Genomic DNA, 26,368 nt, shown 5'->3' on the forward strand with positions numbered 1-26,368 from the left:
TGCTCACACACTGGTCTTCGACGCCCTCCGCCCATGTCCGGGCATCGTCAGCACTTCGGACTTACTCGTCTAGTTGGCTGTAATGACATTCGAGAAGCCGCAGGCAGCGACACCGAACCGGTAGCGGTCACCTAGACGTGCGCCGGTAGGACTCGACCGCCAGTAGGGCGGAAAAGTCGCTGCCCGGCACGAGATGGTCGGCGCCGAAGGCTTCGCAGGCACACCGGAGAGCCGCTTGTGAACCCCATCCGACGGTGTCGTAGTAGAGGCTGCGAGCCATCGCGCTCGGCGGAGCGAGCAGCATCGTGAGGTTCGATTCCCCGGCGCTTACCCGGCGCGCTCGTCAAATTGCCCACGGGCCGAGTCCTTTTCCCCACGGTCGCGGTGCCACTGTTCGTCCTCGCCGCGATCGCACTGAGCGCCACGATGCTGCCGTGGACGTGGCTGAGCGGCCGCCAGCAGATCGTCGTGATAGCCGTCACCAGTGAGGTCGGCCGGTGGAGCGCTGCCGGATGACTTCGGCGACGCTCGCCCAGTCGAGGTCCGCGCCGATCTGCTCGACCGCGGTGGCGAACACGTCGTGCAGGACCGGTCCGGCCGGTAGGTCGACGCCGAGTTCAGCGGCGGTGCCCAGCGCGAGATTCAGGTCCTTCAAGCCCAGGGTGGTGGTGAACCCTGGCGGCGTGTATGTGTTCGTCGCGATGGCGTTGCCGTAGCCGCTATACACCGCGCCCGGGAAGATCGAATCGTTGATCATTTCGACGAATCGTCCCGCGTTCAGCTCGGCGTGCTGCAGCAGGGTGATCGATTCCGAGCCGTCGTGCACCTGGTGCGCGAGGCGGTCCGAGCCGAGATCGGCGATCTGGCAAGCACTTTGAGCTAGAGGCAGCAGGGCTCCTTCCGTCGATCGATCGAAACACTGATCCTGCATCAGGTTACCCAGCACGCCATTCCGGTGTGAGCATCCTCGATGCCCGGCGGCCCAGCCCTCGACCTCACCCCGACGCATTGGACGCGCACGCGTGCACATCGACGGGTCCCGGCTACCTGCCCGGTCCGACTGGCCACACCACCAGCCGGCAGACCAGCTTGCCCTGGTCCGGCATCAGCCACAGGCGTGGTGGGCCGATGTTGTGATGTGGGCCTTGCTCTTTGCTTGTCACCACAGCAAACAGCCTGGCCGAAGCTCCCACCGGACCGGGCAATCCGCCGCGGCGGGGCCAACTCTGCGTGCGTACGGAACTCGGCATGTGCGGATGCGCTGCGCCGCAGTCGATCTCGCAGCAAACGCCCGACCGGCGGCAGAGTAGTGCGTTGAGTCACCGGTCGGTGTCAGGCGAGTGCCCCATCCGGGCTCATGCAGAATGGGCTGCGGCCCACCATGCGACGAGACGATCAGCCATGGGATCCACCGCATGGAGTTCCGGGCTCAGTCCGAAGTGATCTTCCAGTTCCCGCCAGAGGAACTCGCTGATCTCAGCCCGGCTGGCTCCAGCGTCCAGTCTCGACAGCAACGGTGCTAGCAGGCAGTCGTACTCGTCGTCCACCATGTCGGCGACGCCGATCGGATCCCACTCGTTGAGCAGGTATCTCAGATTACTATCGACCGGCTCCATACCCACCATGTTCGCTCTTCGCACCGACGCACGCAATTCGGCAGTTACGGATGGCTATGAGATCGACTGGCGGCCAACCACTCTGGATCCCCGAACGGCCGATATGCGCCATTACCGTACATTTGCCCCTTTGGTTCCGTATCAGAACCTCCCGCTGATCGCATCCGTAGGTAGTGCATGAACGTGGGCCATCGGGTGATCTTGCCGCCCGAATCGAAAACGTAGGCGGGTCCGGCAGTAATCGCGGGTGCAGCGGACCTGCGATGGCGACGATGTAGCAGCCGTCCAGAATTGCAGCGATCGGGATCAGGAGTTCGATTGCATGGAGGGCCATGGCCCGCTGTACAATTCATATGACCGGGGGTCTGGTGGCGGCATCTACCGGCGCATTGCAGGAGTAGAGCACCAGTGTCCGACGTTGTGCAAACAATCTTCGACAGTAACGCTTTCGGGGATGTTGTTGTCACGAAGGCCGATGACCGTTGTACGGCGCGGTTCAGGAAAGCGGATTCGTCGGTGGTAATCATCGAACGTGTCGGTGCGCGGACGCGTCGCAGCGTTCCGATCGGGACCAGGGATGCGAGCTGTCTCGCGGCGTGGGTGAACGACCGTCGGATGAAGGTGCTACCAGGGCGCGGCCGCGCGCTCAAACGTAGCTATCGTGTCGTCGCCGAAATCGATGACCGTGTGCTGACTTTGGAACCGATATCCGATGGCGCAAGCAGATTCCTCAACGGTGGGCCGCGAGAGATCGAGAAGTCGTTCTGCACGTTTGCCATGCTGAACAACGGGTCGGTCTATGTGGAGTGGAAGACGCCGACCACGACCGAAGCGCTCGGACACACTGTCGAACCACCACAGCCCACAGAAGAGGACGTGCTGACCGGATTCGCACTCGTGGCGGCATTCGGTATCGGGTCGCTGTCGTGGGTAGAAATTATCCTCGGTTTTGTTGGGGCATTTGGGACATTCGGCTGAGCACATTGCCGTGTCGGATCGACAAGACCAAACGATCTCACCGTCATCGCAGTTGATCGCCACCAGCTCCGCCAGAATCGGGCGCAGCTGCGCCCGCGATAGTCGGCAACTGTGGAGGTTCGTGAGATCAGCTGTCAGCTGACAACGCACGATAATCGCCATTTTGGTGCGCTCGGTCGCCGTCGCCATGATCGGCCCGCATCACGGATCTGGAACATATTCGCTAAGCAGAACACCCGCTGTCGGTAGTCCCACGACTGGCGATGCGGTGGTCCCCATAACGGTGGCAGGGAGCGCGTTCCAGGTGCCGGTAGGTCTCGAGTTTGTCGGCGGGATCGGCCGATCGCAGGATCGCCAGCAGTCCGCCGAGGCAGTCGACCATCTGCCGGATTTCTTCTCGGCTCATCCTATGATCTGCAACGGATTTCGCCTCGATCGCAGCGATTTGTGCCTGCACCAGTTCGCGTTCGCGCTGCACCTCACGGCTCCATTGGGCGATCAGCATGGAAGACGTCTGGCAATTGTTGGATTATCGTCGCTGGGTGCAGTACATCCGGCCCCTGCCTGCGGCAGCCGTCGTCCTCGGCGTCCTGGCATCCATACTTGCCGCGGCGCCTGGCTCGTCCGCACAGGAGCCGACCGCCGCCAGCCTCGACGCGCCGGCTTGTTACGTCTACTACGCCGACGGTGACAGCCCGACCTATCTCACGCCCGCCATGTGCGCAGACCCCGCGACGCAGACGAACGGCTACGTCATGTTGGACTGCAACTACTTTTTTCACCTGAGTAACCCGGCGGCGCCGATGGCACCGTGCCCCCGCAGCGCTACGTCGTTACGTGGGAACCATCCTGAACCAAAGGGTCCGGAAACCCAGCTGTCGAACGAACCCTGTCAAGAGGTTGACCCGAGAGAGGCGTCCAGCGCTTCCAATATCTTGGCAGCGTCGGTGTGACCGATCCGCGTAGTTTGCGACGCATTCGGCGAGCGGCGTTTGTTGCTGGTTCAATCCACACGTTCGGCGACGAATATGACTTCGCATCCAGGATGGCCCGGTACGTCCCGGAAGTCCTGGAGGCGGAAACCATGGTCCGTGAGATCGGATTCGATCTCCGGGCGCTCGCGGAAACGCAGCGTGTACTCCCATGCGACTGCGGCACCATCTGCGGCGAAGGTGTACGTGTCTCGGAACGACACGAGCGGAAGGTTCACCGCGGTGACCTCCAGGCGGTCCTGCACACGTCCGATGCCGGGAACGTCGAGGACCGCAGGGACGATGTCTGCTGCTCGGTCCACCCACACGCGACGGTCCAGGTGTCTGATGCCGGAGACGAGAAAACCGCCGGGGCGCAACGCACGACGAATCCCGGTCAGGGCCGCCGCCCAGTCCTCGTCGGTCAGGAATACCTCCACCACGTTCGCGGTCAGCACCGCGAGGTCGGCACCTACTTCGGGTGCGGTCGCCGCGTCACCGTGCAGCCACGTGACTCCCGACGGTGCACCCTTCGCCTTTGCCACGGCAAGGAACGCCTCGGAGGGATCGATCGCCACCACTGTGCGACGTTCGCGCGCCAGCAGCTCGGCCAGAGTTCCGGTCCCACAACCGACATCGAGCACTACCCGTGCGTTCAACTCGTCGACAACGGCAGCATAGGCGAGCAGGTCGTCGCGCTGTCCTTCGAATGCGTCGTGGATGGACGCGATGCGTGGGTGGTCTACGATCGCATACGGCATAGCGTCGAAAGGTGTTCGCACCAACGATGATTCATCCACAGCCGGTCGACTCCGTGCCGCAGGCGGTGCTCGATGCGCTGCGGGCCGCCCACGCTCGCGGCGCCCGCATCACCTCGGTATGCATCGGCGCGTTCACGATGTAGTAGGGGTCGACACCTCGGCGCCGAAGCGCCCGATCCAGGTCGTCCCGATATTCGAGAACGATCAACATCGGATATTTCGCCATTGCAAATACCTCTGGCAGAGTTTTCCCGACTCACCGTTCCGGTGGCCGGCGTCATCGAATAGACAGCGACCCTGTCTATTGCCGCAACCCTCGGTGCGGTCGATACATCCGTATCCAATCGCGGCGTTGCTTGCATACGGCAGCTTATTGCTATGTCCCGATAAAGGGGACCGTACTGCATGATGGAGCTATGTCACATTTGCCCGATTGCGACTGTGCTGCAACGAGTTCCGTAACGTTGTCGATCGGCCCGATCGGATAGTGGGCAGATCGGCAAGTGGGGCAACATCTTTCGAATCAAACCATGCGCGTGCGAGGCGAACCTGCCGTTCGCCGCCCGTGTCGCGCTGGGAGGCTGAAGCCAATGATCACCCTCGGTTACAACGGATTCGCCAGTGGTGCAAAGTGTTTCGGTGAACACGACGGTGCTGTCGGCGTCGCGCGGAACCTGCTGGCCGGCCACGATGCCTCGGCGTCGCTGGTGATCGACGGTGAGCTGGTCGCCGCGGTCGAGGAGGAACGGCTGAGCCGGGTCACGACGACCTCGGACATTCCGAAGAATGCGATCGATTGGTGTCCGGAATTCGCCGGTATCGAATTCGATTGCGGCGTTTACCGCACTCGGAAATCGGTTGGTGTACTCCAGCCACGCAGAAAGCTCGTCCCATGACCTGAATCGGACCTGCGACGCTGGCCTCACCTCACCTCTCGAGATATGTGCACCGCGGAGGGCGACCGATGGACGTTCAATACGACAGATATTGTTTGGCGGATCCGTTGTTCTATGACGACCCGGCACGGGCAGCGGGCGATGATTGCAGGTTTCCCGACGCTGACCGGATACTCCCGGAGGGATGGCGACGAGCGTACTCGGACCCGTGGGTCAACCTGATGCCGGCCGACGTCATTCTGCCGGAGCAGGGGTGGAAGGTGCATGTGTCGGCCTGCGCCGATGAGGCGGAGGGGGTGCTGGCCCGAGTGATCGACTACTGTGTGGCCAACCGTCTCCCCATGAAATTCCTGCGAAGTCAGCTGATGTTGGCCGTACAGAATTCCAAGTACGCCGATCGGACCGGGAGTGGGAAATTCATCACCGTGTATCCGGAGACCGCCATCCAGCTGCGGAAGCTGCTGGACGAGCTGGGTCCCGCGTTGCGGGGCACATCGGGCCCGTACATTCTCAGTGATCTGCGCTGGCAGGACGGGCCGCTGTATCTTCGTTACGGCGCATTTGCTCCCAAACCGACGCTGACGACCCCGGATGGACGGCAAGTCCCCGATCGGCGCGGACCGACATTTTCGGTGCCGGACTGGGCACCGGTGCCGGATTTCATTTCGGAGGCAATAGCCCGCCGGGCAACGGATAGGGACAGCTTTCCCTTCGATGTGCATAGGGCGCTACATTTCTCCAACGGCGGCGGAATCTATCTGGCAGCCGATCAGCGCACCGGCCGGAAGGTCGTCTTGCGCGAGGCCAGACCACATGCGGGTATCGATCGGACGGGAAACGATGCGGTCCATCGGCTGCACAACGAACGATTCGTGCTGGCGAAACTGAACGGACTCGATTTCGTTCCCGAGCTCTACGAACACATTCGAGCCTGGGAGCATCACTACCTGGTGGTGGAATACATTGAGGGGGAAATCCTGGAAAGGATGTTCGTCGACCGTTGCCCGCTGACTCATCCCGACCCCAGTGCAGATGAATTGGTCAATTACACCGAATGGGTGCGCGATATCGTCGGGCAACTGGAAACGATGCTCGCCGAGGTTCACGAGCGCGGTATCGTCCTGGCCGACCTGCAGCCGACGAATATCATCGTCCGCCCGGACGGCCGCTGTGTCCTGGTGGACTTCGAGACCTCCTTCGAGATCGGATCGACAGCGGACCCCGGCCTTGCCACCCCCGGATTCTCCTGTCCCACCGCCCGGACCGGGACAGCCATCGACCATTATGCGTTGGCAGCCATCCGCATGTATCTGTTCGCGCCATTCAACCACTGGCTGCATTTGGCATCCGCGAAGGCGGAAGAGGCCGCAAACCTCATCGACACGTTCTATCCGGTGGAATCCGGATTCGGGGCGAAGATAGCGACGGACCTGCATGCCCACGCTGGTGGGGCATTACCCGCGGGAGCGGCAGGCGGTGCGGAGTTTCGGTGGCCGCAGGCACCCGCGTCCGATACTGCCGTCTGGGACAACGTGCTGGACTCGATCGGCGACGGAATCCTCGCCGCAGCCACACCCGAGCGCATCGATCGGCTCTACCCCGGCGATATCGAACAATTCGGGTGGGGGCGAATCGGTCTCGGACTCGCCTACGGCGCCGCCGGCGTCATCTACGCGCTGCATGCCTGCGGCCGTCGGATCCCCGACGAACACCTCGAATGGCTCGTCGATAAGACCCGGAACGCGACCGATCTCGGTTTCGGCCTGTACGACGGTCTGGCCGGAATCGCCTGGTGCCTGCTGAAATTGCAGCGGGAGGAGGAAGCACGCGAATTTCTGGCACGTATTCCGGACCGTCCGTTCCAGTGCGATATGCGGCCGAATGATCGTGGTGTCCACAGTGGTGCCGCCGGAATAGCACTAACTTTTCTGCAGTTCGGGGATCACCAGCGAGCAATCGAAATCGGAACCGAACTGGCTGCCACATTAATGGACGACCCGCACCTCGTTCGTCGCCCTCCGGCGCTGCCGGGTTTGTTGAACGGCCCATCCGGACTCGCACACCTGTTTCATCGGTTGTTCGACTACACCGCCGATTCAGAATGGCTCGACGCCGCCGAGCGGGCGCTGTGGCTGGATCTGGCCGGAATCCAGACGGACCACGGAATACCATTCCTGAGAAGCGACAAGGGCAACCGCATGCTGCCCTACCTCGCCGAGGGCACCATCGGTACCGCGTTGGCCGTGTCCGAGCACCTCCGATTCCGTGCTGTGCCGGAGTTTTCCGATCTCCTCGCCGGTATGCATCGCTTGTGCCGACCGCGTCTGACCATCGCGCCCGGACTCTTCGAGGGCCGCGGATCCATGATCATGTATCAGGCTCTCCGGCGGGAGCCGACCGACCAGCATCTGCTCGATCTGTCTTGGCACGCGATGAACTATCGCGGACACATCGCGTTTCCGGGGCGGATGCTGCTGCGTTTGTCTACCGATCTCACCACCGGATCGGCAGGAATTCTCTGCGCCGTGCACAGCGCCGTCCATGCTCCGATCGAACTTCCAGGGATACCTTTCGACTTGCACGGCGAGTCGTGCGAGACAGCAACCAAACACTCGAAAGGAGGTGAGTAGTAATGGTCGAGATCCTTGAACTCCAAAATCTCGAGAAAGAGCCGGAACGGGCTTTCAAGAGCTTTGTCAGCTCCGTCTGGCATCAATAGCGTCACGCGGCTCCGGTCATCAAGACTGTTATTGCTGTCGCGTGGTTGGAGGCGGGTAACTCGTTGGTGCGGACAATCCGATTGTCCGCACCAACGTAAACAGCCCTGAGCGCGAGGGGTATGCGGTTTCGGGTAGATGCTGTACGAAGCCGCGCCTGGGGCGCGTCATGTTGTCAATCTGCGCACTGAGCGTGTCGGCATCGGGTGCGCGAATGCCCATTGCGCAATCGCATCTGGTGCGGCCAGATCGACCGCAGCACTGTCGTGCGTTCGTGTTCATCGGGTTTCATGGTCGACCGACGCCGGGAACGGTGACTCGGAGGGTAAGGATTTCGCCGGTGCGTGGGCCGGTGTTGAGCCGGGTGAGGTTGTCGGTGACGCTGTCGGCCAGTCTCCATTCTGCGGTGAGGATGAACAGGGTTCGCCGGTCGGAGCCGCCCAGCATCAGTGCGAAAGGGGCCCTGTTCTCCGGTAGTTCGACGTGTTGCAGAATTTCCCCGCCCTCGGCGACACGCACGATCGAGTGGCCGCCGGTGGAGGCCCACACCGCGCCGTCTGCGTCGAGGCAGATCCCGTCCGGGCCGAGACCCTCGGCGAAGATCCGACGGTTGGACAGTCCGCCGTCGGCGTCGATGTCGAACGCGGTGAGCCTTCCGGCGAACGACTCGGACACGATGAGCGTCCGGTTGTCGGGAGTGACGACCATGCCGTTGGGGAATTCGATATCGTCTGCGACCTGGCGCAATCGACCGTCGGGAGTGACGAGCTTGATGTAGCCGGGCTTGGGCGGTGCCCCGGCGACGAATTCGAAGTCCGCGCCGTTGAGGTAGATATTGCCGCGACCGTCGACCACGATCTCATTCGCGCGTTGCTCGACGTGCACGGCCAACGATCCGTCGGGTTCGCGGCGGCGAAGTTTGTCTCCGGTCACCAGCAATCTGTTGTCAGGCAACCAGTCGATCGAATAGCCCATCGGGTGGCTGTCGCGATCGCGCGTGACCATTACCTCGGCGTTGCCGTCCAAGTCGACGGCGACAACCTGCCGATCGATCCAGTTGCAGAACCACAAGCGGCCCTCATGCCAGCGCGGGGACTCCGGAATCCCCAAACCATCCAGCAGGACTCTCGGTCGAGACATCGCTCTCTCCGTTCGGCTGTCGTTGTATGTCACCTCCTATACGAACGGGATCCCGTCGTCTCGACAACCTGCCGTCGGCACGAACGTACTTCTACACAATCCGATACATTCGGTGGTCTATGCGGCCTTGACCGTATTCGCCGTAGCCGACCACGACGAGCCCGCACAGCCACGAGTAACGTTCGTCAGAAGTCTCGAATCTCGGCGTCGGCCGCACGTAGCTTTCGTCTACCGACAGCCGCTCCCCCGCCGCGAGGCGCTGTCGGCCGTTCGGCGGGAATCGGAGCACTCCGTTCGACTCGTATTGGATGAGGACGCCGTCGTCGGTGCGCAGGGTCGCGCGGACGTCCATGCGACTGATTCCGTCGGTGCCCAGCCATACCCAGTCGCCGCCTCCGGGCAGCATTTCACCGCGGAAGCCCGGCCCGTGGAATCGACCGCCTTTGGTCACAAACGTCATGCGGGTGCCGAGCGGGGTCGAGATCACCTGGGCCGGCTCCAGATCGATGCTGAGATCACACAGATGCTCGACCGGTAACGCATCGAGAACCTCCCGATCGAACAAGCCTGCGATGCTCACGCGGCACCCTCCAGCGCGGCCTTCAACTCGGCGAAGTCGAAGAAAGTGTCCTTGCGCGCGACGAGACCGTTGGACGCCACCTCGACGACGTCGAGGCAGTGGACACCTCGACGATTTTCGCCGGGCCGCTGGAAGGTCAGCGTCCAGTCCAGGACCCAATGGCCGTCGCCGAGCAGCAGACGCCGCTGCTGGCAGCCGAAGCCGGGGTAGAGCTCGAAGACTTGCGCGAACTCGCGGCGCAGGGCCTCGCGGCCATGGATCGCGGCACTGCGGCCGTGGGCCTGGAACTGCGAGTCGGGAGTATGCAGAGCAACGATCGCGTCGACGTCGTGCGCCTCCCACGCGGCGGAATATCGGCTCGCGATCGCCGAGAGTTCGAGGGTTGTGGACTGGACTGTCATGCCATCTCCATATGGTCGGATTTCTCCGACGCTAAAGGATACGATCGTACGTGTCAATACGTATGGTCGTATAGTTCGATATGATCGTACGCATGACGCGAACAGGTGATGCCCGCCGCACCGCGATCGTGGATCGGGCGATGCACGTCGCATCGGTCGAGGGCATCGAGGGTTTGACGCTCGGCCGCCTGGCGGAGGTGCTACGCATCAGCAAGAGCGGAATTCAGACGCTCTTCGGCACGAAGCAGGAACTCCAACTCTCGATCGTCGCGGCGGCATCGCGGGTCTTCGAGCGCGATGTTCTGTCGCCCGCCGAGCAACAGCCCGCCGGACTCCCGCGGCTACGGGCGCTGATGTCGTTGTGGATCGACTACCTGGAGACATTCGAGGGCGGATGCCTTTTCGTCGCGGCCGCAAGCGAACTCGACGGCAGATCCGGACCCGTCCGCGACGCGGTCGCCGAAGCGGTCACTCGGGCCGACGCCCTCCTTCGACGCGACGTCGACCTCGCACTGCGCCTCGGCGAACTTCCGTCGGACACAGACGTCGAGCAACTCGTTTTCGAACTGCATGCCATGGTGCTTCAGGCCAATCACGATCGCCAGCTTCTCGGCCGCAAGGACGCCCTGACCCGCGCCCGTAACGCGGTCGACCGCCTACTGGGGGTCGACCGCGAATAGGCAGACGAGACGAGGGAGCAGGTCGTGGATTTGAATTCGCTCAGGCAGTTTCTGGTGGTGGCGCGGCTCGAGCATTTGAGCCACGCGGCCGATGAACTTCGCATCGCGCAGCCGTCGTTGAGCCGCACCATCGCTCGGTTGGAGAGCGAACTGCGCACGCCGCTGTTCGATCGGGCCGGGCGGTTGCGGCTGAACGACACCGGGAAGCTGTTTCGCGACCACGTCGAACGGGCGCTCGGGGAACTCGACGCCGGTCGTCGGGCCGTCGCCGAGGCCACCACCGGGGGCTTCGGCACCGCGCGACTGGCCTCGGAAACCTTTCTCACGTTCATCGGGCCGCTCGCGACGTTCAAACAGGCCCATCCCGGCGTGGAAGTGGAACTTCATCAGATACCCGCCGCGGAGATGGCTCGTCGCCTGCTGGCCCAGGACGTCGACCTCTGCGTCGCCTCCCAGCCGATCCACACCGACGGCCTGGAAGCGGTGCGACTACTGGACGAAGTGGTGTGGCTGGCCGCTCCGCTCGATCACCCGCTGGCCGGCCGGGCCTCGGTGTCGATCGACGAACTCGCCGACGAACCCTTCATCGCCGCGGGCAAGGGGCACTGGCAGCGCCGGCTTCTCGATCGGCTCTTCGCGGCCCGGGACCGCACACCGCGGATCGTCTACGAGGGCGACGAGCTGGGCGCCATCGCCGAACTCATCAAGGCGGGCCTCGGCCTCGGTCTGGTCCCCGACCTGGCCAAACGCTCGATCCCCAGCACCTCTGCCGCCTGGATCGCCATCGACGACCCGGGCTGTCGCCGAACGCTCACCCTGTACTGGGGTTCCGGCAACCATCTCTCGGCCGCGGCCCGCGGATTGCGCGGCACGATCATCGACTGGGACTGGACGTCCAACGGACCACATACCGCCACGGCTATAACGCCATAGCGATATTGGTCTTAGCCAAAATAACCATGGAGTCATAACTTCTTCTGTGTCGGTAAAAGCCCGAAGACGAGGAAGAAGTTCATATGAAAGCGCCGAGGAAAACGATCGCGGTGGCCGCCGCGGGGGCGCTGCTGATCGGCGGTGGGCTCAGCGCCTGCGCGTCGCAGACCAGCACGGCGAGCCCGCTGGAGCATCCCGAGATCCTGGAGCTCGCGGTCGAAAACGACCAGTACGCGGCCCCCGACCTACCGCCGGCCGGCACGAGCCTGGGTGATCTCTATGTGTATTCCGGCTGGCTCCTGAAGGACGGCCAGCGGGTCGGGCAGGGCGGGGGTTCGTGCCAGTTCATTCAGGTCGACGGCACCAAGATCACCACACAATGCCTGCTCACGGCCCGGCTCGAGCGGGGATCCCTGACCATGCAATCGCTGTGGGTCACCGGCGAGAGTCCGCTCGACATGGCCATCACCGGCGGCACCGGCGCCTATCGCGACGCGCAGGGCACCGTTCGGGTGTGGGATATCGCGACGCCGAAAGAGCGGATGCGAGCCGAAATCATCCATCCGGTCGTGGCGCCCTGACATTCCGGCCCGCTGCGTCGTCGGAATGTCGGCGCATTCACACAAAGCTAGACAGGAGTTTTCGGAAATGACCAGAATCGGCATCATCCTCGGCAGCACCCGCCCCAATCGCAAGGGCTCGCAGATCGCCCGGTGGGTCCTGGATACGGCGGCACAGCGCGACGACGCCGCATTCGAACTGATCGACCTGCGCGACCACCCGCTCCCGCACCTGGACGAGCCGATGCCGCCGATGTTCGGCCCCTCGGTCCACGCCCATACCCGCGCCTGGGCCGAGCGGATCGCACCGTTCGACGGCTTCGTGGTGGTGACACCGGAATACAACGGCGGCATGCCCGGAGTGCTGAAGAACGCCCTCGACCATCTGCTCGCCGAATGGGTGAACAAGTCGGTCGGATTCGTCTCCTACGGTGTCAACGGCGGAGCCCGCGCGGTCGTGCAGCTGCGGACGGTCTGCAGCACGCTCGGCATGGCCGACGTCGGTTATCAGGTCTCGATCTCGGTGCTCACCGATTTCGAGAACAACACCACCTTCACACCACGCGACCACCATGTCGCCGCCCTCGGCAAAACCCTCGATCAGCTGATCGTCTGGAGCACCGCGCTGGCACCCCTGCGCGCCGCCGAAACCACCACCCTCGCCCACTCCTGAGGAAACGAATCATGACTACACTCAACGACTTTCGAGCCCAAGCCGACCGCGATGAAATCGAGATCCGCGGGCAGATCCACAAGCTCGTCGAAGCATTGCGCGCCAAGGATCTCGAGGCCGTTCGCCAGGTGTACACGACCGACGTCGTATCCTTCGATATCGAGCCGCCGCTCCAGCATGCCGGGATCGCGGCGAAACTCGAGAGCTGGGCGCGGGTGTTCGGGTTCTTCGAGACCGTGACCTACGAGATTCGCGATCTGACGTTCACCGTGGGCGGCGATGTGGCCTTCGGGCACGCCTTCGCCCGCCTGCGCGGCACGCTGCCGAGCGGGGTGACGACGAACGGAATGTGGGTCCGGGTCACCTACGGCATGCGCAAGATCGACGGGGTCTGGTTGATCGCCCACGACCAGGTCTCGGTGCCGTTGGACATTCCCAGCGGCAAGGGCATGGTCGACCTCGAACCCTGACGGTTCGGCGAGGGCTGCTCGAGGTGCCGCAGCAGACGGGTCATCACCGAGATCCGCCGCGCACCAAGGCATCCCACCTGGGGCGATGGTGCGCGGCGACCCGATGCACTCAAAAGGTCACGACGACTTTGCCGTTGCGGTCGGCATGCGCGAAACGTTCATGGGCAGCGTGGATTCGATGGATTCCAAAGGTGGAATCGACGCGGACGCCGAGTAGTCCGTCATCGACGTGCCTGGCCAATTCCCGCAGGCCGGCGCCGTCCTCGCGGACCTGGTTGACGGTGGTGCGGACGTTGCGCGCGGACAGGTCCGGGACGGGCCCGGCCTGGGTCGCGATGGAGGCGTAACGGCCGCCGTCGACCACCGCATCGGTGACGAACGCGCCGAAGGTGTCGAATACGGCGTCGTAGCCGCGGGCCCGCAGCGCGGCCGGCTCGGTGGTGGCGAATTTCGCACCGATGGACCGGACGATGTCGAGCTGGCTTTCTCGCGAAACCAGCGCGTCGACCTGGGCGCCACGCGCATGCGCGAGTTGCAGCGCCACCGCGCCGACCGCACCAGCGGCGCCGGTGACGAGGAGGCGGTCCCCCGCCGAGACCGCCAGCCAATCCAATGTCTGTAATGCGGTCAGACCGATCAGCGGCAGCGCGGCGGCCTCGGCGGCGGTGATCGATTTCGGCGCGGGCGCGACCGAATCGGCCGGTAGCGCAACCAGATCGGCCCAGGTTCCGGTGCCGGTTCCGAGTTGGTGCGACATCGCGAACACCCGCTGTCCCGGCCGCAGATGGCTGGTGCCGCCGTCGATCACGATGCCGGCCAGATCCCAGCCCAGCGTCATCGGCAAGGGTGGTGTTCCCTCCCCGATCGCACCCTCGCGCGTCTTGTCGTCGACCGGGTTGATGCTGGAAGCGACAGCCGCGATCAGGACCTCGCCGGGACCGGCGGCGCTATCGGGGACCTCGTCGACCCGCAGTGAATCCACGTCGCCGAACCGATCGATCCGAACCGCACGCATACGCCCTACCTCCTACTACTCGATGATCAACACCGCCAACCTCGCCGGTTTCGGCCCTTATTCCCAGAAGAGTCGAACCACGACTCGGTCTGGGGCGAACGTCTCGGTCGGCCTGCCCGGTTCGGACGTGACGCGAGAGTCGGCCGCAGCGTCGAACTCACCGAAACACCCGGACCCCGAAAATAGTTCGACCGGGGCGAGATGACGCGACACACTCGCTCCGTGCACGGGCATCGCGGGACAGACGACACAGGGCCGGCGCTGGCCAGCGACTACGACGACGATCCGGGTCGTTTCGCCGCCAATCAACGTGCGACACAACGGTTTCTGTCCAGGCACAACGTCCATGCGGACGTGGCCGACAGATTCGCCGTCGAGCGCATGCGATTGGTCGCCGATGTCGGCGGGGGCAACGGGGAATTGGCACGCCTGCTGAACGGTCACGCGATAACTTCGGTGGTCGTCGACCGCGGCCGTTACAGCGCGGAGGCGCCGACGCCGGTCGTGATCGCGGACGCATGCCGATTACCGTTCCGCGACAACACATTCGACGGGGCGGCCATGCTGTGGATGCTCTATCACCTGCCCGATCCGCTGATCGCGTTGCGCGAGGCCGAGCGAGTTCTGCGCCCTGGTGGCCTGTTGGCGGTCAGCGTCCCCAGCCGCTATAACGATCCCGAATTGGCTTCGGTGACGCCGCGATGGGGTCTGCCGCTGAGCTTCGACGCCGAAAACGGCCGCGATCTCCTGGCGCAGGTATTCGATGTCGTCGAGGTCGACCGCTGGGATGCGCACCTGCTTCACCTGCCGGACCGTGACGCGCTGACCCTGTATCTACGTGGTCGCGGTGCGACACAGCCGCAAGCCCGCGCCGCCGCCCAAGCCCTCACCCCACCGCTCGCCGTGACCAAACGCGGCATGCTCGCCTGGGCGCGCGTCACCTAGTATTCCCGGATCCCCGCAGCGACCAACGACGGCTGGAAAACCGGCGGTGATATCGGAGATCAGATCTGGACCATGATTACCGCAGCTCCGACTATCGACGTCGGAAACCCGGCGGGATCGAAGTGATCGCGGCCAGCGAGAATTCTCCACGGACGGCCAGTTCCGATTCCCCGTAGGCGGCCAATTCACGTCGCAGAGCACATCGTTAGCTAATACCCTGAGCGCGCGGTAATGCCGAGTTGAGTGTGTTCTGCCCGCTCGCTGTTACACGGCCGACCTGCCATACGGAGTCGACTTCTACAATGGGCCTGCAATAGTCGGCATCGCGTCAGGATCTGGTCGATAGTTTTCCGTTGCGACTTGATTGCTGTAGTACTGCAACGGCACTCGTGGTCAGCCGGGTTGACGGCGCTCACTGAATCGTTCCCTGCATCAGATCAACTGGCAACGGACAGCGGGTCCGCCGGTCGAGCATCGGTGGGCGCAGTGGATACCAGCCCTCGTGCTCGACCGGCGGACGAGCGAAATACCGATTGCTGTCCTCCTCTACGGCTGCCTCGGCGTCGGTGATGAGACCGGCTCAGACGTTGACGGCGACGAGGAGGGCGAAGTCACCGACGGGGGTGACATCGTTGACGTTGACGCTGCCGCCGCTGCCGCCGCCGGCAGGGAGGGGCGGGGTGGGTGCGGACTGTGTGGTGCCTTCGCTGATCGGCCCACTCCCGGCGTTCGCGCTGACCGTGGCGTCGGCGGTGGCTGTCGCGGTGCTCAGACCCAGTCCGAGTCCCACGGTCACGACGGCCAGGCCGGCGGCGGCGAGGATCTTGGTGCGTTGCATGATAATCACTCCGTTGTGATCGTTCCGGCACGGTGGCCGGAGGTGGTGGATGACGCCAATCGTGTGACCGGCGTCACTACCTATGTCGTCGAGGGTTGTCCGAGTGTTAGCGGGAGGTTTTCCCGGGATACGCGGGCGTTCGCCGCCCAGGCGTCGCGGCGTGCGGCGGTCCGCTCGCGCCCACCACACGGTCCCCGCGACTGCGCGACCCCTCTTGTGTGGTGGGGGCTACCCGATCAACCCGCACGCGCCGGTGTTGACCAACCGCGCCCGATCCGAATCCGAGGTGCCGGCAAGGTTTGCCACCCCATCACTGGCCGGGCAGCGGATCGGCCAGGGCGATATGGAGACTGGAACAGAGACGAGCCCTGGAAGGATCCGCGCGATGCCGGATATGTCTGGGCGATCGGATCAATGCCCAGGCCGACCTGTGTGAAGCGGTCGCGCTCTACCGGAGCATCGGCGCCGCCGAAACCGCTTGCGCCGCAGCTTATCTCGCCACTCTCGACAAAGATCTTGGCCACTGCTGAACAAGACCTGATGTGTGTACAGTTTGCTCAGGGCTACTTCGATGTTTGCTGCGGCCTTCTCGATACGCTGGCGCCCAGTCCGTTTACAAATTCACGGTGAGCCGTCCCTCCCGTCGGCCAATCCATATCGAACCTACCAGCGTGACCGAAAAGCACTGACATGCCGCATATCGCTCAGATTCCGCCACGCGATCGTTTGTTACTGGCTGGCCTCGGTGGCCAGATAGCTCCCCGCCAAATGGACGCGAGTGGGGAATTTCAACTGGCCGCTGACAATTGAAGCATTGAGGCTTATTCAGCTGCTGGGACAACGGGTTTGGCTGCCGCGTCCAACTGATCGGGGATGTTGGCGCGGTAACCAAGGTGACGGGTTGATTGTTGGCGCAACCGGCACGCTGGAACGATCTGCGCCATCGCTGCGGCTCGAAGATCCGATACCCGGGTTTTCGGGTCAGGTCGCATGAGAAGACCTGTTCGACAACGGTTGTCATCGGTTCCGCCGCTCGGCCGACCACGCGGACGCGGCGGCCTTCGGATCGTCGCTACCTCGGATGGCGGCGACATAGCTCGGGATCGTTGCGAGCCGGATCCGCGCAGGCATGTGGGCGGTAGCCTGTGCGTAACCCAAGACCACGCCGACGACGCGGGCGCCGACTTCCGGCCATTCCTCTCGACGGATCGGCCCGTCGGCTACGTAATCGGACTCGATCCAGCCTCGTTCACCTGCGTCGGTAGCGATGAGAACCCCATAGTGCGTATAACCGGTCACGACGCACTCGATGATCGAGTATCGAGGATGCTGCTCCACGGCGCTGATTATCGTCTACTCCAAACCCGACTACCCGATTACCCACCTGACTTTGGGTGATGGGGCAGACGACCGGCGCGCCTTGTAGAACGATGGCCTGCTGTCGAAAGAATCCAGCTACCAACAGGATTCGTCGAGCAGGACTGCCACGCATGTACCACACCACCGGATTTCGCCGTGACCAGATCACCGGTCTGTGCGTCCTCGTTCATGCCGCCTGGATAGACGCCGACCGTGGCCGAACAAGGCTGTGCCCGCCGATTCTGGGGTTTGTTCACCTCGATTGTCGTGGCGTTGACGTATCTGCGGCGTAACCGGGTACAGGCGGAACTGGCCGAGGCGCACGGTGTTTCGCAGCCGACGATCAGCCGCGCGATCGCGGCAGTGACGCCGTGGCTGGAACAAGCGCTGCGCGGGTACGTGCCGACTGCCGACGAACTGGATCACAACACCCAGTACATCTTCGACGGCACGCTGCTGCCGTGCTGGTCGTGGGCCTCGCACCCGCAGCTGTACTCCGGCAAGCACAAGAAGACCGGCATGAACGTGCAGGTCGGCGCGGACCTGCACGGCACTCTGGCGTGGATCTCCGATCCGATCGATGGCAGCCGCCACGACAGCCACTGCCTCACGGTTTCCGGCGCGCTCGACGGATTGGACCCGAGAGATTCGATGGCGGACAAGGGATACCTCGGCAGCGGCATGATCACCCGATCCGGAAACCGGCTCACCGCAAGCTGCTGGGCTGGGAGAAGGAGTTCAACACCCAGGTCAACAGGATTCGCTGCGTGATCGAACAAGTCATCGCGAACCTCAAGACCTGGAGGATCATCCACACCGACTACCGGCGGCCGATCGAGACGTTCCCGGAAACGATCTCAACGGTAATCGCACTCCACTTCTACAAACTGGCCTGTGAATAACCCTCATTTCATCGGTTTCTACAACTCCTACTACGGCAAGTGTCTGGATGGCGGCAACGGCATCTACGGTGCCGACGGCGGCTGCTCCACATCCAACAACTGGCAGATCTGGAACATCTACACCAACCGGACCTCGGAGCCCTACCACGGGGGATGAACGGACACCCCGTTCAGTGCCGCACCCCAAATTCCCACGGCCACTGCGGAATTGAGCCGCGGAGCCCAATGGCCGAGAGCCGTGGAACAATATGCGGCCCCAGTGCAGTGGGGATCGAGCGAACGGCCCGCCCGACGGCGGATACTTCCCTCGGGGCAGTTGTCCGAAAGGATTCCGGATGCGAAGCGGGATAAGGACTTCGGCCGTCGTTGTGCTGACGGCGGTACTGATCGCCTGGCTCACCGCATGCGGGAGCCCGGCACCCGAGGCGCGGCCCTGGTGTCCCACGGTGCCGGGCCATCACGTGGATTGCGATGTGCTGACACGGAACCTGGTCGAGTCGCGGCACGACCTCGGCACGACCGATGTGGGTTACGCGGTGGTGCGGCACACCGGAGCCGGAGCCGCCGCGGGCACCATCGTGCCCAATCCGGGTGGTCCGGGTGTGCCGGTGATCGCCGAATCCGACGAGTGGGTTCAGCGGGTCGCCGGTCTGCTCGACCGCTACGACCTGCTGCTCATCGACCCGCGCGGCACCGGAGTGTCGTCGGCGGTGGATTGCGGTGTTTCCACCGCCGACTTCAATCTCGGCTCGCGCGAACAGCAGCGGGATGCGGTCGCGACCTGCGCCGACAAGCTCGGTCCGCGCGCGGCGGCCTACACCTCGGCCGCAACCGCCGACGATTTCGACGCGGTGCGAGCGCGACTCGGCGTGGACCGGCTGGTGCTGTACGGGAGTTCCTACGGCACCTATCTGATGCCGATCTACGCCCGGCGCCATCCGGATCGGGTGCGTTCTATCGTGCTCGCCGGCGCCTACCCGCTGGACTTCGATCTGCTGCAGCGACCCAATGCGGAAGCGGTATCGCTTGTCCTGCAACGGATCTGCGAGCGCAGCCAGCTCTGCGACGGCAATACCGCGGTGGCCGACCTGCACACGGTGGCCGGCAGGTTGCGCACCCAGCCGATCACGCTCACACGCCCTCGGCCGGTCGTACTCACCGAGGGCGAACTGGCGAATCTCATCTTCGAGACCGCCACCAGCGATGTGGGCCAGGATCCGAACGCGCTGGTACCGCTGGGCATGCTCCCGGCGGCGTTGCACGAGGCCGTGCGCGGAAACGACGGCCCACTACGCGATTTCGCCGAACGCGGGCTGGCCGAGCCCGACGACGAGAACATCGGTCTGTACATCGCCGTGGCGTGTAACGACTATCCCACCCTGTGGGCGTCGAATGCCCCTGTGCCGCAACGTGAACAGCAATACCGGCAGGCGGTCGCGGGAATCGACCTCGGCGCCTTCAGCGCCGACGGATTCGATGCCGGACAGCGCGACGGCGGGGATGTCTGCATCCGCTGGCCTGCGGTGGAGCACGTCCGGGCCGACAGCGCCGCGCTGCCCGACACTCCGGTGCTGGTCCTGGCGGGCGATCTCGACGCGATCACCCCCGTCGCCAACGGCAAGCTCGCCGCCGCCCAATTCCCGCACGCCACTTTCATTTCCGTGCCCAACCTCGGCCACACCCCCAACGAGGAACCCAGCGGATGCGTGGCGGGCATCGTGGCGCGATTCATCGAAACCGGAAGCCCCGGCCCACAATCCTGCCTCGACAGCATCCCGCCGATCAAGGTAACTCCCTTGGCGAATTGACCACCCGATAAACCTGCGCCCGGCTGTTCCGAGGGCGGCACAATCCGAAAGCAAATGTCATGACACAACTAATACGATCGTCCCTATCCCGCACCCTGTCCGGATTTCGATTCCGTCTTGCGGTCGCGCTGAACACCGTGACGATCATGAGCGGGCTGATGGTCGCCGGCGCGGCGATACCTGCCGCGGCCACCGACTCGTTCGTGGTCAGCGAGGCGCAGTTCAACCAGATGTTCCCGGATCGGAACCCCTTCTACACCTACCAGGGGCTGATCTCTTCGCTGAGCGCGTACCCGGAATTCACCAACACTGGCAGCGATGCGGTACGTGCGCGCGAGGCCGCGGCTTTCCTGGCCAATGTGGGCCACGAAACCGTCGGCCTGCGGTACATCGTCGAGCAGAACACTGCCAACTACAGCCACTACTGCGACCAGAGCCAGCCGTACGGATGCCCGGCCGGTCAGAGTGCCTATTACGGGCGCGGCCCGCTGCAGCTGAGCTGGAATTTCAACTACAAAGCGGCCGGTGACGCCCTGCACCTCGATCTGCTCAACGACCCATACCTGGCGGAACGGGACCCGGCCGTATCCTGGCAGACCGCGCTGTGGTTCTGGAACAGTCAGCCGGGCGCCGGGACGATGACCCCGCACGACGCGATGGTGCACGAAAGAGGTTTCGGCGAAACGATCCGCAGCATCAACGGCGCGCTGGAATGCGACGGCAAGAATCCCGACGAGCGCGACGACCGGATCAATCTCTACCGGCAATTCGTCGGCGTGCTCGGCACCGACGTCGGCCCGGGCAATATCTCCTGCTGACAAATCCTCGGGCTCGACTCCAATCGCCACACCGTCGGTTGGCCAAGTATGCTGGTCAGTGGTCCCGGTGATTGCCGAGCCACTCGAGGCCTCTCTGCGGTCCTGTTGCTCGAATCGCGATGCCGCCCGAATCTCTCGGAGAGGCGAATGTGGTGACGACCGCAGGCGATACGGATGACCGAGATCCCACCGGCGCTTTTGCCGAACAAGCTGACGCCGCGGACGCCGACCTGTGGGACGAGGACGAGTCCCCGACACTGCGTCGGGCCCGAAAAGAAGCCGAGCTCACCGCCGGTGGGGACTCGACACGGGCGTATCTGAAGCAGATCGGACGAGTACCCCTGCTCTCCGCGGCCGAAGAGGTCGATCTGGCAGTCCGGATCGAGGTCGGACTATATGCGGCGGAGAAGCTGAGAATCGAGTCCGAGGGCCCATCGGATCTCGATGCGGCACAGTGCCGAGATCTGACCTGGATCGTGCTGGATGGTGTCCGAGCGAAGGATCATCTGCTCGAGGCAAATCTGCGCTTGGTGGTGTCGATCGCCAAGCGGTACACCGGGCGCGGTATGGCCTTTCTCGACTTGATCCAGGAGGGCAATCTGGGTCTGCTGCGGGCGGTCGAAAAGTTCGACTACAGCAGGGGATTCAAGTTCTCGACCTACGCCACGTGGTGGATCCGGCAGGCGATTTCCCGCGCCATGGCCGACCAGGCCCGCACCAGACGCATCCCCGTGCACATGGTCGAGATCATCAACAAACTCGGACGGGTGCAGCGCGATCTGTTTCAACAACTGGGCCGCGAGCCCACCGCGAAAGAGCTGGCCGAGGAATTGGGCATCACCCCCGCGAGGGTTTTGGAGATTCGGCAGATCGCACGGGAGCCGATCTCGTTGGATCAGACGGTCGGTGACGAGGGCGCCACCCAAATCGGCGACTTCATCGAAGACTCCGAGGCCGTCGTCGCGATCGAGGCGGTGGCGTTCGCCCTGCTGCAGGAGCAATTGCGGGCGGTACTCGACACACTCAGCGAGCGCGAAGCCGGCGTCATGCTCCTGCGTTACGGCCTTGCTGATGGGCAGCCGCGAACCCTCGACGAAATCGGGAAGGTCTACGGCGTCACCCGGGAGCGAATCCGGCAGATCGAGTCGAAGACGATGTCGAAACTGCGTCACCCATCCCGCTCACGAGTACTGCACGACTACCTCGAATAGTCGACCGCGGCGAGGATGGAGCCACTTTGCCCACGGAATATTCGTCCAGGCCATCCTCGGCGCGGGCGACGTCAGGTTTATCCGCGCTTCTTACCCTTGTTCTCGAAGCCTTCGATTCCGGATTGCGGGTTGGCCGATTTGGCCTTCTTCTCCGCTCGTTTTTCCTTCAGGGATTTGCCCTGAGCCTTGGACATCTTGCTACGCGGAGATTTGTCGGACAACTGGTTGGTCCTTTGCTTGGAAGGCCTCGACGACCTCGTTGCCTCGACCCTACGCCACCACGCCTCGTCCCAGTTCCGGACCAGGGCAAGGCGTAGGTGGTCCGCGCCGGATCTCGCTGCCACGAACTGCTCTCCCAGGCCAGAGGCAACCGATCCGCTACGCGGCTCTCGGTGCCGCGAGGCGACGGATGGCGAGGTCGGCATACAGGGCCGCGCCGTCGGCGAGTACCGATTCGTCGAACTGAACACGCGGCGAGTGATTGACCGGGGCCGTCGCCGGATCGGCGCCCTCCGGTGGTGCGCCGAGGCAGACCATGGCGCCGGGAATCTCGCCGAGGATCCGGCTGAAGTCCTCGGATCCGGCGGCCGGATTGTCCTGCCACGCAAAGCGTTCCGCGCCGAACAGGTCGGTGACCGCGTCGGCGGCGAATTCGGCTTCACGATGATCGTTGACCGTCACCGGGTACAGCTCGATGTAGTCGATATCGACGTCGAGGCCGTGCGCGTCCGCCAGCCCGCGCACGGTGCGGACGAAACCATCCTTGACTCTGGCGTGTGCCTCGGCCGAGTAGGACCGCACGGTCGCCTCGAAATACGCCTCATCGGGGATGACATTGTGCTGGGTGCCCGCGTGCAGTGACCCCACCGTGATCACCACCGGGTCATGGATGTCGAAGCCGCGGGTCACCATCGTCTGCAGTGCCAGCACCATCTCGCATGCGGCCGGAATCGGGTCGAGCGCCCGATGCGGCATGGAGCCGTGACCACCGGCGCCCCGAATGGTCACCCGCACCGTATCCGAGGCGGACAGCAGCGGGCCGCGGCGCGTAGTGAAAACCCCGGTGGGGATCTGCGAGCTCATCACATGCAGTGCGTATGCGGCGACCGGGCGGGATCCGGCGGCGTCGAGCACGCCCTCGGCGACCATGTGGCGGGCGCCGTCGTAGCCCTCCTCGCCGGGTTGGAACATGAAGACGATGTCGCCGTCGAGCCGGTCGGTATGCGCGCTGAGCAGCCGCGCCGCCCCGGCGAGCATCGCGGTGTGCAGGTCGTGGCCGCAGGCGTGCATCCGATCCGCGGGGGCGGCGAAATCCAGGCCGGTCCGCTCGGTCACCGGCAGCGCATCCATATCGCCGCGCAACAGCACGGCCGGCCCGGGCCGGGCACCGCGCAGCACCGCGGTCACCGACGAAAGCGATTGTCCCAGATGTATTTCCAGACCGAGGCCATCGATCGCGGCGAGGACCTTCTCCTGTGTTCTCGGCAGCTGCAGCCCGAGCTCGGGCTCGCGATGCAGGGCGCGGCGCAGTTGGACGAGATCTCCCTGGATCGCTGCGGCATCGTCACGGACGGACATGGACGGTCTCCCTCATCGTATCGGTGAAACAGCGGACTTTGGTCATGGTGAACGTGCCGGCGAAGCCCGCGATCGCGGCCGCGAGCACGTAGTACGGGACGGCCCGGGTCAGACCCGCGCCGGTGAACGCCTCGGCGACCATCGGGAAGGTGCCACCGAACGCGGCGATGGTGGTGGCCGTGACGATGCCGGTGCCGACGGCGCGGATCTCGACGGGCATCAGCAGGGCTCCCACCACGTTGCTCACCGCCATGGAGGTGGCCGCGCCCAGTCCCAGCCCGATCGCCGCGATCTGGAACGGAACCAGCCCGCTCGCCATTGCGACGGTCAGCGGCAGTACGCCGATCATGTTGAGGCCGTTGCCGATTCGGATGACGCGCAACAGGCCGAAGCGGTCGGCGAGCGCACCGGCGACCAGCATTCCGGCGAGCACGATGGCGAGCACGATCGTCATGAACCCCGTGGCGGTGGCCGCCTTGGCGACGCCGAGCGCCGCAGCGTACTTGGGGAGGTAGACGAGCGCGAAATAGTAGGAGACGGTGCCGCCCAGCGTGTTGAGGAACAGGGCGATCACCGCATGCGGATGGTTACGGAATATCGACGCGATCGACGAGCGTCGCCGTGACGCGGCCCGGCCGCCGCGTTCGAACTCCGCGCTTTCGGGCGCGAATGTCCGTACCCACACCGCGAGCAGGCCGAGCAGTCCGCCCGCGGCGAAGGCCACCCGCCAGCCGCCGTCGCGCAACGCGTCGGCGCCGACCCACGCGGTCAGGATCGCGACGAACCCGAATACCAGTAGCGAGCCGAACATTATGCCGCCGTAGGAGATAGCGCTGAACAGGAAACGCCGCCGCGGCGGCGCGGTCTCGGCGACGTAGGCCGCGACGGTCGGCCCCTCCCCGCCGTAGGCGAGGCCCTGCACGATCCGCAACGCGATCACCAGGACCGCCGACCAGGCCCCGATCGTCGCCGTGCCCGGCATGACCGCGATGGCGAAGCTGGCGATCGCGATGATCGACATGCTCACCAGCAAGGCCACTTTGCGCCCGCGACGGTCGCTGATGCGGCCGAATACGATGCTGCCGACGGGCCTTGCCACGAATCCGACGGCGAAGCCACCGTAGACGGCCAGCATCGAACCGACCGAATCGGATCCGAACAGGTCGGGGGCGAAGAACGCGGCGAACACCACATACACGCTCCAGTCGAAGGATTCGACCACCGCGCCGACGGTCGCGGCGGCGAGTTCGCGCCGACTTCCGGAAACCGTCGAGCCGGGTGGTGCCGGGGATCGACCGAACGAGGTCGCGGCTGTCATAACTTGGTTCCTCTCCCCTGCACCGGGCGGCGGGCTCGGTGGTGAACGATGGGTGCCGGGAACGCTATAGTGCCGTTCGAAGTTCACTCGAAATTCGCAGCTATCGAGCAATAAAGGCGCAGATATGCACGATTCGGTCGCTTTCGATGAGCTGGAGCTGCAATTGATCAACGCGCTACAGCTCAATCCGCGCGCGCCCTGGAACCTGATCGGTGAGGTGCTCGGAGTCGACCCCGTGACGGTGGCGCGGCGCTGGGATCGGCTCACCGCCGCCGGGCTGGCCTGGATCAGCGTCTACCGCGCCCAGCTCTCGCTCGGGACGGTGATCGGTGCGTGTATCGAAGTGCGTTGCGCCGCAGGCAAAGCCGGTGCCGTCGCCGATCGGCTGTGTCACGACCGGCGAGTCGGGACCATCGAGCACATCACCGGCGACAGCGATCTCTTGTTGACGGTGTTCGCCCCCGGCCTCGCCGAACTGTCGACCTATGTGCTTACTTCGCTGGGCCGGATCCGGGGCGTGCGGGACTGCCGGACGCATGTGATGACCGCGCTCCACGCCGAGGGCAGCCGCTGGGAGTTGCGGGCGCTCGATCCCTTGCTCGGCAACCGGATTCGCGCCTCACGACCCGACCCCCAACCGGCCCCGCGCCAACCCATCGGCCCACGAGACGCGGCGCTGCTGACCGCACTCGAGCGCAACGGGCGCGCCAGCTTCGCCGAACTGGCCGCCGACAGCGGGGTCAGCGTCTCCACCGCGCGCCGCCGCGTGAGTTCCCTGCTCGCCGCTCAGCACATCACCCTGCGATGCGAAGTGGCACAACCGATGTCGGGATGGCCGATCAGCGCGACCCTGTGGTGCCGAGTCGCGCCGAACCGCCTCGACACGGTGGCCGGGCAGCTGGCGACACTGCCCGAGACTCGCCTTTGCGCCTCGGTGACCGGTGGCCGAGCGAACCTGATGATCGCGGTGTGGCTGCGATCCGCGGGCGATATCCACCGGCTCCAAGCCGCACTCGCCGAGCAGGTCAGCGACGTGGAAGTGGTCGATGTCGCGCTCGCGCTCCGGCACGTCAAACGCCTCGGTCGGCTACTCGACGATCGAGGCCGCGCAACGGATTTCGTCCCACTCGACATCTGGCCGCATTAGGTTGTGCATTGCGGAGCGCGACCATGGGCCGCTCGCCGTCCGGAACGTCGTCG

At 64.4% G+C, this 26,368-nt stretch carries 29 protein-coding genes and 1 pseudogene; 18 read left to right on the forward strand and 12 right to left on the reverse strand.

Going from position 1 to position 26,368, the window contains the following annotated elements; translation table 11 throughout:
* Positions 1 to 478: 478 nt before the first annotated feature.
* Positions 479 to 946, reverse strand: a complete 468-nt coding sequence (locus LGY53_RS41010; protein WP_225732072.1) for an NAD-binding protein — start codon at positions 944 to 946, stop codon at positions 479 to 481.
* Positions 947 to 1,355: 409 nt separating this feature from the next.
* Entirely contained in the window at positions 1,356 to 1,625 is a 270-nt protein-coding gene (locus LGY53_RS41015) for a hypothetical protein (protein ID WP_225732073.1), read from the reverse strand.
* Between the two features lie 399 nt (positions 1,626 to 2,024).
* Here LGY53_RS41015 and LGY53_RS41020 point away from each other — a divergent pair, with 399 nt between their 5' ends.
* On the forward strand, positions 2,025 to 2,594 hold the full coding sequence (locus LGY53_RS41020) for a hypothetical protein (protein ID WP_225732074.1): 570 nt from the start codon (positions 2,025 to 2,027) through the stop codon (positions 2,592 to 2,594).
* A gap of 223 nt (positions 2,595 to 2,817) precedes the next feature.
* Here the strand turns inward: LGY53_RS41020 and LGY53_RS41025 are convergent, their stop codons facing one another.
* Positions 2,818 to 3,099 (reverse strand): hypothetical protein, encoded by a 282-nt coding sequence (locus LGY53_RS41025; protein WP_225732075.1) that lies wholly within the window; start codon positions 3,097 to 3,099, stop codon positions 2,818 to 2,820.
* Between LGY53_RS41025 and LGY53_RS41030 the strand changes: the two genes are divergently transcribed.
* Positions 3,098 to 3,547 carry a hypothetical protein gene (locus LGY53_RS41030; protein ID WP_225732076.1) on the forward strand — a complete coding sequence of 150 codons (450 nt, stop codon included), beginning with the start codon at positions 3,098 to 3,100 and terminating at the stop codon, positions 3,545 to 3,547. The two genes, LGY53_RS41025 and LGY53_RS41030, sit on opposite strands and share 2 nt — an antisense overlap.
* Before the next feature lie 50 nt (positions 3,548 to 3,597).
* On the opposite strand, the gene LGY53_RS41035 is transcribed toward LGY53_RS41030, so the two are convergent.
* Positions 3,598 to 4,326, reverse strand: a complete 729-nt coding sequence (locus tag LGY53_RS41035) for a class I SAM-dependent methyltransferase (RefSeq protein WP_225732077.1) — start codon at positions 4,324 to 4,326, stop codon at positions 3,598 to 3,600.
* An 11-nt stretch (positions 4,327 to 4,337) separates the two neighbouring features.
* On the opposite strand from LGY53_RS41035, the gene LGY53_RS43890 reads away from it, so the two are divergent.
* The 3 genes from LGY53_RS43890 (at position 4,338) to lanKC (ending at position 7,852) form a co-directional block, all read left to right on the forward strand.
* Positions 4,338 to 4,469 (forward strand): hypothetical protein, encoded by a 132-nt coding sequence (locus LGY53_RS43890; protein WP_255664972.1) that lies wholly within the window; start codon positions 4,338 to 4,340, stop codon positions 4,467 to 4,469.
* A 447-nt stretch (positions 4,470 to 4,916) separates the two neighbouring features.
* Positions 4,917 to 5,222, forward strand: a complete 306-nt coding sequence (locus tag LGY53_RS41040; protein ID WP_225732078.1) for a hypothetical protein — start codon at positions 4,917 to 4,919, stop codon at positions 5,220 to 5,222.
* 68 nt (positions 5,223 to 5,290) lie between these two features.
* Positions 5,291 to 7,852 carry a class III lanthionine synthetase LanKC gene (lanKC, locus tag LGY53_RS41045; protein ID WP_225732079.1) on the forward strand — a complete coding sequence of 854 codons (2,562 nt, stop codon included), beginning with the start codon at positions 5,291 to 5,293 and terminating at the stop codon, positions 7,850 to 7,852.
* Between the two features lie 375 nt (positions 7,853 to 8,227).
* On the opposite strand, the gene LGY53_RS41050 is transcribed toward lanKC, so the two are convergent.
* The 3 genes from LGY53_RS41050 to LGY53_RS41060 form a co-directional block, all read right to left on the reverse strand.
* Positions 8,228 to 9,079 (reverse strand): SMP-30/gluconolactonase/LRE family protein, encoded by an 852-nt coding sequence (locus LGY53_RS41050; RefSeq protein ID WP_225732080.1) that lies wholly within the window; start codon positions 9,077 to 9,079, stop codon positions 8,228 to 8,230.
* A gap of 91 nt (positions 9,080 to 9,170) precedes the next feature.
* On the reverse strand, positions 9,171 to 9,659 hold the full coding sequence (locus LGY53_RS41055) for a DUF3237 domain-containing protein (RefSeq protein WP_225732081.1): 489 nt from the start codon (positions 9,657 to 9,659) through the stop codon (positions 9,171 to 9,173).
* Positions 9,656 to 10,060 (reverse strand): nuclear transport factor 2 family protein, encoded by a 405-nt coding sequence (locus tag LGY53_RS41060; RefSeq protein WP_225732082.1) that lies wholly within the window; start codon positions 10,058 to 10,060, stop codon positions 9,656 to 9,658. Before LGY53_RS41060 ends, LGY53_RS41055 begins: the two co-directional genes overlap by 4 nt.
* A gap of 92 nt (positions 10,061 to 10,152) precedes the next feature.
* Here LGY53_RS41060 and LGY53_RS41065 point away from each other — a divergent pair, with 92 nt between their 5' ends.
* The 5 genes from LGY53_RS41065 (at position 10,153) to LGY53_RS41085 (ending at position 13,376) form a co-directional block, all read left to right on the forward strand.
* The gene (locus tag LGY53_RS41065) at positions 10,153 to 10,740 is read left to right on the forward strand and encodes a TetR/AcrR family transcriptional regulator (RefSeq protein WP_225732083.1); all 588 of its coding nucleotides are present in this window, start codon (positions 10,153 to 10,155) and stop codon (positions 10,738 to 10,740) included.
* A gap of 24 nt (positions 10,741 to 10,764) precedes the next feature.
* The gene (locus LGY53_RS41070) at positions 10,765 to 11,673 is read left to right on the forward strand and encodes a LysR family transcriptional regulator (protein ID WP_225732084.1); all 909 of its coding nucleotides are present in this window, start codon (positions 10,765 to 10,767) and stop codon (positions 11,671 to 11,673) included.
* Between the two features lie 83 nt (positions 11,674 to 11,756).
* On the forward strand, positions 11,757 to 12,254 hold the full coding sequence (locus LGY53_RS41075) for a hypothetical protein (protein ID WP_225732085.1): 498 nt from the start codon (positions 11,757 to 11,759) through the stop codon (positions 12,252 to 12,254).
* 67 nt (positions 12,255 to 12,321) lie between these two features.
* Positions 12,322 to 12,906: an NADPH-dependent FMN reductase gene (locus LGY53_RS41080; RefSeq protein WP_225732086.1), complete on the forward strand. Its 585-nt coding sequence runs from the start codon at positions 12,322 to 12,324 to the stop codon at positions 12,904 to 12,906.
* 11 nt (positions 12,907 to 12,917) lie between these two features.
* Positions 12,918 to 13,376, forward strand: a complete 459-nt coding sequence (locus tag LGY53_RS41085) for a nuclear transport factor 2 family protein (protein WP_225732087.1) — start codon at positions 12,918 to 12,920, stop codon at positions 13,374 to 13,376.
* Positions 13,377 to 13,485: 109 nt separating this feature from the next.
* Here the strand turns inward: LGY53_RS41085 and LGY53_RS41090 are convergent, their stop codons facing one another.
* The gene (locus tag LGY53_RS41090; protein WP_225732088.1) at positions 13,486 to 14,391 is read right to left on the reverse strand and encodes an NADP-dependent oxidoreductase; all 906 of its coding nucleotides are present in this window, start codon (positions 14,389 to 14,391) and stop codon (positions 13,486 to 13,488) included.
* Positions 14,392 to 14,613: 222 nt separating this feature from the next.
* Between LGY53_RS41090 and LGY53_RS41095 the strand changes: the two genes are divergently transcribed.
* Positions 14,614 to 15,336, forward strand: a complete 723-nt coding sequence (locus tag LGY53_RS41095; RefSeq protein ID WP_225732089.1) for a class I SAM-dependent methyltransferase — start codon at positions 14,614 to 14,616, stop codon at positions 15,334 to 15,336.
* 580 nt (positions 15,337 to 15,916) lie between these two features.
* Here the strand turns inward: LGY53_RS41095 and LGY53_RS41100 are convergent.
* Positions 15,917 to 16,174 (reverse strand): hypothetical protein, encoded by a 258-nt coding sequence (locus LGY53_RS41100; RefSeq protein WP_225732090.1) that lies wholly within the window; start codon positions 16,172 to 16,174, stop codon positions 15,917 to 15,919.
* Between the two features lie 1,572 nt (positions 16,175 to 17,746).
* Between LGY53_RS41100 and LGY53_RS44540 the strand changes: the two genes are divergently transcribed.
* The 6 genes and pseudogenes from LGY53_RS44540 to rpoD form a co-directional block, all read left to right on the forward strand.
* Positions 17,747 to 18,304, forward strand: a complete 558-nt coding sequence (locus LGY53_RS44540; protein WP_374111317.1) for a transposase family protein — start codon at positions 17,747 to 17,749, stop codon at positions 18,302 to 18,304.
* Positions 18,253 to 18,435 (forward strand): transposase family protein, encoded by a 183-nt coding sequence (locus LGY53_RS43900; RefSeq protein ID WP_255664984.1) that lies wholly within the window; start codon positions 18,253 to 18,255, stop codon positions 18,433 to 18,435. Before LGY53_RS44540 ends, LGY53_RS43900 begins: the two co-directional genes overlap by 52 nt.
* Positions 18,428 to 18,592, forward strand: a complete 165-nt coding sequence (locus LGY53_RS41110; RefSeq protein ID WP_225732091.1) for a hypothetical protein — start codon at positions 18,428 to 18,430, stop codon at positions 18,590 to 18,592. Before LGY53_RS43900 ends, LGY53_RS41110 begins: the two co-directional genes overlap by 8 nt.
* A 178-nt stretch (positions 18,593 to 18,770) precedes the next feature.
* Positions 18,771 to 20,243 (forward strand): alpha/beta fold hydrolase, encoded by a 1,473-nt coding sequence (locus LGY53_RS41115; protein ID WP_225732092.1) that lies wholly within the window; start codon positions 18,771 to 18,773, stop codon positions 20,241 to 20,243.
* A 59-nt stretch (positions 20,244 to 20,302) separates the two neighbouring features.
* Positions 20,303 to 21,061: a chitinase gene (locus LGY53_RS41120; RefSeq protein WP_225732093.1), complete on the forward strand. Its 759-nt coding sequence runs from the start codon at positions 20,303 to 20,305 to the stop codon at positions 21,059 to 21,061.
* Between the two features lie 140 nt (positions 21,062 to 21,201).
* A pseudogene (rpoD, locus tag LGY53_RS41125) lies at positions 21,202 to 22,272 on the forward strand (RNA polymerase sigma factor RpoD); the annotation flags it as partial.
* A gap of 77 nt (positions 22,273 to 22,349) precedes the next feature.
* Here the strand turns inward: rpoD and LGY53_RS41130 are convergent.
* The 3 genes from LGY53_RS41130 to LGY53_RS41140 all read right to left on the reverse strand — a co-directional run bounded on the left by LGY53_RS41130 (position 22,350) and on the right by LGY53_RS41140 (position 25,168).
* Positions 22,350 to 22,493, reverse strand: a complete 144-nt coding sequence (locus tag LGY53_RS41130; protein WP_225732094.1) for a hypothetical protein — start codon at positions 22,491 to 22,493, stop codon at positions 22,350 to 22,352.
* A 157-nt stretch (positions 22,494 to 22,650) separates the two neighbouring features.
* Positions 22,651 to 23,850 (reverse strand): M20 family metallopeptidase, encoded by a 1,200-nt coding sequence (locus LGY53_RS41135; protein WP_225732095.1) that lies wholly within the window; start codon positions 23,848 to 23,850, stop codon positions 22,651 to 22,653.
* The gene (locus LGY53_RS41140) at positions 23,837 to 25,168 is read right to left on the reverse strand and encodes an MFS transporter (protein ID WP_225732096.1); all 1,332 of its coding nucleotides are present in this window, start codon (positions 25,166 to 25,168) and stop codon (positions 23,837 to 23,839) included. Before LGY53_RS41140 ends, LGY53_RS41135 begins: the two co-directional genes overlap by 14 nt.
* A gap of 124 nt (positions 25,169 to 25,292) precedes the next feature.
* Between LGY53_RS41140 and LGY53_RS41145 the strand changes: the two genes are divergently transcribed.
* Entirely contained in the window at positions 25,293 to 26,315 is a 1,023-nt protein-coding gene (locus LGY53_RS41145; protein WP_225732097.1) for an Lrp/AsnC family transcriptional regulator, read from the forward strand.
* Positions 26,316 to 26,368 lie beyond the last annotated feature (53 nt).

It is taken from the genome of Nocardia sp. JCM 34519.1 (assembly GCF_020361265.1).
Lineage (GTDB): Bacteria > Actinomycetota > Actinomycetes > Mycobacteriales > Mycobacteriaceae > Nocardia > Nocardia arthritidis_A.